Origin of the sequence: Bacillus cereus group sp. MYBK216-1, assembly GCF_051916495.1 — a bacterium.
In the GTDB taxonomy this organism is placed as follows: domain Bacteria; phylum Bacillota; class Bacilli; order Bacillales; family Bacillaceae_G; genus Bacillus_A; species Bacillus_A thuringiensis_K.
On the sequence record NZ_JBQAGT010000003.1, the window covers coordinates 220,727 to 228,832 of the forward strand.

Genomic DNA, 8,106 nt, shown 5'->3' on the forward strand with positions numbered 1-8,106 from the left:
GAAAAGGGGATTTATCCTAGGAAAACTGTACAATCTATACTTCTTCTCAGCAGAGAAAAAGGAATAGATTGTGCAGTTAAGCTAGGCCCAATGGTTTGAATTTCAAAGATGTATATGGAATTTGATAGTTGTTTTAGTTATTTACTAATAGTGTGAGAAATTGAATGGGCACCGCGAAGGGAATGATTCTAGTTATGGATATTAAAGGGTTTATAAATGATTTGAAAAAATCAAACATTTTCTTATATCAGAATCAAGGGAAGATAAAAATTATTGGACCTCGTGAACTAATAACAGCTGAATTAAAGGGAAAAATAAAGTTATATAAAGAAAAAATTATTATAGCTTTAAAAAATGAAGATATAGAAAAAAAGAATGAAATTCCAAAAGCGAAACAATCAGAAAATAATTGTTATACCTTATCAATGGCACAAAAAAGGATGCTTATTTTAAATAATTTGGAATCTAAAGGTACGACATATAATATTCCTTTAGTTATCAAAATCGTGGGCGATTTTCAAATGCAAGTTTTTGAGAATGCTTTTAAGGTACTAATTGATAGACATGAAGCATTAAGAACATCCTTTGTAATGATTGATGGAGAACCAGTTCAAAAGATAGAAAAAGAAATAGATTTTAAAATTGAATATAGTGAATTAGGAGAAGATAGCGTATCAGAACGAGTGGCACGATTTATAAGACCTTTTGATTTAGAGATAGCGCCGCTTCTAAGGGTAGAGATTTTACGTGTTAATCAGAATGAGCATATCATGATGCTTGATATGCATCATATTATTTCAGATGGAGTATCAATGGGCATTTTAATGAAGGAGTTAGCTGATTTAGTTAGAGAAAAAGAATTAGCACCATTAAAAGTTCAGTATAAAGACTATTCGGAATGGCAAAAAGAATACTATAAAGGAGATAACATAAAGCAGCAGGAGGAATATTGGCTCAAGGTATTTGAGGGTGACATTCCAGTTCTGAATATGCCAACTGATTTTCCAAGACCACAAATACAAAGTAGTGAGGGAGATAGGCTTGGTTTTGAAATAGATTCTGAATTAACAAATAAACTTAAATTTCTTGCAAGGGAAAATGGAGTTACTATGTATATGCTTCTTTTAGCAGTATATAAAACGCTTCTTTCTAAATATACAAGGCAAGAGGACATAATAGTTGGTTCACCAATTGCGGGAAGAACACATGATGATTTAAAAAATACAATTGGCATGTTTGTCAATACCCTTGCAATGAGAAGTTATCCAAAAGCAGATACTAAATTCATTGATTATTTAAAACAAGTAAAAGAAAACACATTAAATGCTTATGAGAATCAAGAATATCAATTTGATACATTAGTAGAGAAACTAAATTTAAGAAAAGAAACAAGTAGAAGCGCATTGTTTGATACGATGTTTGATATACAAACTCAAAATAATTTTGAGTTTAATATAAATGGAGTAACCACTGAGGTTTGCGATATTGATTTTAATGTGGCGAAATTTGATTTAAGTCTTACGGCGATAGAATATACAGATCATTTGAAATTTGATTTGCAATATTGCACAAAATTATTTAAAAAAGAAACAATCAAAAGACTTGCAGGTCATTTAGTAAATGTAATAAAGGAAATTACCAATAATCCGGGGCTTAAATTAGGAGAAATAAATTTACTTTCAGAAGAAGAAACGGAAATCATATTACACAAATTTAATGATACCATGGCCGAATTTCCTAAAAATAAGACCTTAAACCATGTATTTGAAGAGCAGGTTCTAAAAACACCAAATCATATTGCAGTTATATTTGAAGAGGAACAATTAACATATAAACAACTAAATGAAAAAGCAAATCGACTGGCAAGGTTGCTTAGAAAAAATGGTGCAAAGCCGGATACTGTAATAGGAATTATGGCGGATAAATCCCCAGAAATGATAATTGGCATATTGGCAATTTTAAAAGCTGGAGCAGCATATTTACCAATTGACCCTGAGTATCCTGAAGAAAGAATTGAATATATGCTAAAAGATAGTGAAGCAAAATTAGTTGTTACTCAGGAGCACTTACAATTCAAAGTAAGAATAGTTCCAAGTATTTTATTTAATGATGAAGAAATTAGTTCTTTAAATAAGGACAACCTAGAAAATTTAAATCATTCATCTGATTTAGCTTATTTAATATATACGTCAGGTTCTAGTGGAAAGCCTAAAGGGGTTATGACTACACATCGTAACGTCATTAACTATATTTATGCATTTTCAAAACAAATTACTTTAAATGAAGAAGATTCTATATTACAAGTAGTTTCATTTTCATTTGATGCTTTTACGGAAGAAACATTTCCTATTTTGGCTAATTCAGGGAAATTAATCATTAGTAAAAAAATTGGTGATCTGAACATAGATGAGCTAGTTAAAAATATTGAAAAATATAATGTGACTTTAGTAAGCTGTTCACCACTGTTACTCAATGAAATTGATAAAAATAAGCATTTAATACTTAATAAAAATATGAAATTTATTAGTGGTGGAGATGTTTTAAAGTATGAATATATAAAAAATATTATTGAGATTGCCGATGTTTATAATTCATATGGTCCTACAGAAACAACTGTTTGTGCAACATATTATAAGGTCAGTTCCAATGATTGTATGGGAATGAGTGTACCTATAGGTAAACCACTAAGCAATTATAAATTATATGTTTTGGATAATAACGCTCAATTACTGCCGATAGGAATACCTGGTGAATTATATATAGGTGGAGAAGGTGTAGCGCGAGGATACAAAAATAAAAAAGAATTAACTGAAGAAAAATTCAAGTCTAATGCTTTTAGTTTAGGAGAACGAGTGTATCGGACTGGAGATTTAGTAAGATGGCTACCTGATGGAAATATTGAATTTTTAGGTAGAATAGATAATCAGGTAAAAATTCACGGTTTTAGAATTGAACTGGAAGAAATTGAATATCACTTATTAAGACAATCGAACATAAAAGAAGCTAAAGTAATTGATAAAGAGGGGATAGATGGAAACAGATATCTTTGCGCATTTATTACAGTTAATGATTTGAATGAAGAACTGAACATAGATAAAGTGAGAGAGTTGCTTGCCAAAGAGCTTCCTGGTTACATGATTCCTTTGCATTTCATAGAGATGGAAAAATTGCCGATTACACTTAATGGAAAAGTGGATGTGAAAGCATTACCGGAACCAGATTTCAATAAATTTATAGAAAATCATTATGAAGCACCTCGAAATCTAGTAGAAGAGAAGTTGGCTTTAGTGTGGAAGGACGTTTTGGGTATAGAGAAAATTGGAATAAATCATAACTTCTTTGAAGCTGGAGGACATTCACTAAAAGCTTTTTCATTGGTATCAAAGATACACAAAGAATTAAATGTTGAAATACCATTAAAACAAATATTTAATTTTCCTACTATCAAAGGCATTGGCGAATATATAAAAGGGAAAGAAACGAGTACTTACTCAAAAATAAAGAAAGCTGAGGAAAAGCAATTTTATAATCTTTCATCGGCTCAAAAAAGGCTATATATTTTAAATCAAATAGAGGATAGTGGAATTACTTACAATCTACCAGTTGTTATACAAATGAAGGGGCGCTTTCAATTGGACACTTTTGAAAAAGCCTTTAAAGCATTAATTGATAGACATGAAGCATTAAGAACTTCTTTTGTAATGATTGATGGAGAACCAGTTCAAAAGATAGAAAAAGAAATAGATTTTAAAATTGAATATAGTGAATTAGGGAAAGAGAACGTATCAGAACGAGTGGCGCGATTCATAAGACCCTTTAATCTAGAGGTAGCTCCTCTTCTAAGGGTAGAAATCGTACAAGTTAGTCAGGATGTGCATATCATGATGCTTGATATGCATCATATTATTTCAGACGGAGTATCAATGAGCATTTTGATGAAAGAGTTAACAGATATATTTGGAGAAAAAAAATTAGCGCCATTAGAAATTCAATATAAAGACTATTCAGAATGGAAAGAAAAGTTTTGTAACGGTGATAATATAAAGAAACAGGAGGAATATTGGCTTAAAGTATTTGAGGATGAGATACCAGTTCTGAATATGCCAACTGACTTTCCAAGACCACAAATACAAAGTAGCGAGGGAGATAGATTAAGTTTTGAAATAGATCCTGAACTAACAAACAAGCTTAAAATGTTTGCAAGGGAAAATGGAGTTACTATGTATATGCTACTTTTAGCAGCATATACAACGCTACTTTCGAAATATACGGGACAAGAAGACATTATAGTTGGCTCGCCAACTGCAGGAAGACAACATGATGATTTGAAAAATACTATTGGTATGTTTGTTAATACTCTTGTGATGAGAAATCGTCCTAAAGCAGACAGTAGATTCATTGATTATTTGAAGAAAGTAAAAGAAAACACCTTAAATTCTTATGAAAATCAAGATTATCAATTTGATGAATTAGTTGAAAAGCTAGCCTTAAAAAGGGATATTAGTAGAAACGCATTGTTTGATACGATGTTTTCTATTCAAAATTTAGATAATCTAGAGTTGAATATAAAAGGCTTAAAAATCGAACCGTATAACATTGATTTTAAAGCGGCAAAGTTTGATTTAAGTTTATCGGCAATTGAAAATACAGATCATATAGAATTTATTTTAGAGTATTGCACAAAATTATTTAAAAAAGAAACAATACAAAGAATTGGAAATCATGTAGTTAATATCTTAAAAGAAATTGTTAATAATCCTGAACAAAAATTAAGTGAAATAAATTTGCTTTCACAAGAAGAAAGAGAAATGATATTAAACAAGTATAATGATACTGCTGTTGAATATCCAGTAGGTACTATACACGAACTTTTTGAAGAGCAGGTTAAAAAAACACCAAATCATATAGCTGTAGTGTTCGAAGAAAAGCAGTTGACCTATGAAGAATTGAATAAAAAAGCAAATAAACTAGCTAGAACTTTGAGAGAAAAAGGTGTTGTACAAAATAGTATAGTTGCAATAATGGTGGATAGATCAGTAGAAATGATTGTAGGAATATTGGGGGTTCTAAAAGCTGGAGGAGCATATCTGCCGATAGATCCAGAATACCCTACAGAGAGAATAGAATTTATGCTTGAGGATAGTAGTGCGGACATTATTATTACCCAAGAACATCTAACGGATAAAAATGGTTCCTACGGTGAAGTAGTAAATATAAATCATATAGATATATATGATATCGATGAAGATAATTTGAATCATATCAATTCACCAGATGATTTAGTGTATATCATATATACATCAGGAACAACTGGAAACCCTAAAGGTGTGTTAGTAGAGCATAAAAATTTGGTTAATGCCCATTACACTTGGAGAGATCACTATGAATTGTCAAAGTATGAAGTGAATTTATTACAAATGGCTAGTATGTCGTTTGATGTATTTGCAGGGGACTTATGTAGAAGTTTATTAAATGGCGGGACAATGTATATAGTACCGAGTCATATCAAGCTAGAACTAGATTTATTATATAAGATAATTAAGAAGTATAAGATTAATATTTTTGAATCCACTCCAAGTCTTATTATACCTTTTATGAATTATGTATATGAAAATAATTTTGATCTCACGACATTACGATTATTAATATTAGGTTCTGATAGCTGTCCTATACATGAGTACAAAAATTTGGTTAAAAGATATGGGGAGAATATGAGAGTAATTAATAGCTATGGAGTTACAGAAGCAACTATTGATTCTAGCTATTATGAAGAAGAGTACGATTATATACCACAAATGGTAAATACTCCTATAGGAAAGCCGTTAAATAACACAAAATATTATGTTTTAAACTCTTTATTAGAACCACAACCTATAGGGGTGTATGGTGAATTGTACATTGGTGGAAAAGGTCTTGCAAAAGGATACTTAAACAAGCCAGATCTTACTCATAAAAGGTTTGTTTCAAATGGCTTTATACCTGGTGAAAAAATGTATAAAACAGGAGATTTGGCAAGATGGCTTTCAGATGGAAATATTGAGTTTTTAGGAAGAATAGACAATCAAGTAAAGGTTCGAGGGTTTAGGGTAGAAATAGGAGAAATTGAAGCTAAACTATTAGGTAATCAAAATATAAATCAGGCGGTAGTAATTGATCGGAAAGATAATGCTGGTTTTACCTATTTATGTGCATACATAATAGCTAAAGAGGAGCTAACTACAAGTGAATTAAGAGACTACTTGTCAAATTATTTACCAGATTATATGATTCCTTCATTTTTTATTCAATTAGATAAAATGCCTCTTACACCGAATGGGAAAATAGATAGAAAAGCATTGCCTCTTGTACAAGAGGGGGACCTTTCTAAGGGAACAGATTATGAAGCGCCTCGAAATGAAGTGGAAGAACATCTTGTATCAGCTTGGCAGGATGTCTTGGGTATTAAAGAAATTGGAATTAACGATAGTTTTTTTGAGGTTGGTGGAGATTCTATAAAAGCGTTACAAATAGTTTCTAAACTATCGAAAGTGAATCTTAAACTCAAAATTAAAGATTTATTTGAAAACCCGAAAATTAAAAATCTTAGTAAGTATGTAAAAAATGAATCGAGAGTAAAGAAAAACTATGAAATAATTCAGGGAAATGTTCCTTTAATGCCAATACAGAAAAGACATTTTGTATTAAACGAAGCATTAAATAATAAAGAGCTAAATCACTATAATCAATCATTTATGCTGTATAGAAAAAATGGATTTGAAGAACAGATTGTAGAAAAGGTGTTTCGTAAAATTTGTGAAAAACACGATGCTTTACGAATGATTTATAAAGAGGAAAATGGTGAAATTATTCAATATAATCGTGATTTAAATGGGGATTTCTTTGATTTATATGTCCATGATATTAAGAGTCAAGATAATCAACAGGAGATAGTGGGTCAACTAGCAACAAATATACAAAAAGAAATTTCGATTACTGACGGTAAAATGTTAAAACTTTGCATTTTTAGAACAAATGAGGGTGATCATTTGCTTATTACTATCCATCATCTTGTAATAGATGGAGTATCATGGCGAATATTATTCGAAGATTTCGAAATGTTATACAAACAAGCATATCTCAATGAAAAACTTGATATAGGTTTTAAAACGGATTCATTTAAGGAGTTTTCAGAAAATTTAATGGATTATGCGGTAGGTAATAAACTTCTAAAAGAAAGAAAATATTGGGCAGACATATCTAAAATGAAAGTAGATTTTTTAGCAAAAAATGAAGAAATAGATGTGACCGATTATAAAAATAGCAAGACCTTAACCATTTCACTAAATAAGGAGAACACTCAAAAGTTATTGGGAGAAACAAACAAAACATATAATACTCAAATAAATGATATCCTTTTAGCGGCTTTGTTAGTAACAGTAAGAGATTTAACAGGAGAAAACAGGCTGAAAATTCTCATGGAAGGTCATGGAAGAGAAGAAGTCATTGAAAACATAGATGTTAGTAGGACTATTGGGTGGTTTACTACAATATACCCTGTATATTTTGATTTAGGTAAAGAAAAAGAAATTTCTATGAGTATAAAATTGGTAAAAGAGACTTTAAGAAAAATTCCTAATAACGGAATAGGATATGGGGTTTTAAAATACCTAAAAAAGGATCAAGATTTGTTAAATGATGAAACGGCACCTATATTATTTAATTATTTGGGAGAAATGAGTAAAAAAGCGACCGATGAAGAATTTTCTGCATCATGGCTATCACCTGGCGAAAGTATAGGTGGCGAAAATGCAAGAGATGCTTCTATAGAAATTAATTCAATAATTGTAGAGGATACATTAATAATAAACACTACCTTCAATGAAGGGGAATATTCTGAATTTTTAATCGCTGATTTTAACCAAAAGTATAAAGAGAACCTTGAAATGATAATCAATCATTGTATTAATCAAACGGAATCAGAAAAAACAGCTTCCGATTATGGTTACAATAAAATGTCACTAGAAGAGCTTGATGAGTTACTAGGTGAATATGAATTCATCGATAATTAAAGCCTGGAGGCAAAACACAATCATAGCGACTACTTAATTGTACAAATCATATTTATAA

1 protein-coding gene is annotated in these 8,106 nt (G+C 30.6%); it reads left to right on the plus strand.

Annotated features, from left to right (window positions below; genetic code table 11):
• Positions 1-194 precede the first annotated feature (194 nt).
• Positions 195-8,048 (plus strand): non-ribosomal peptide synthetase, encoded by a 7,854-nt coding sequence (locus ACTFRH_RS11465; RefSeq protein ID WP_000351749.1) that lies wholly within the window; start codon positions 195-197, stop codon positions 8,046-8,048.
• Positions 8,049-8,106 lie beyond the last annotated feature (58 nt).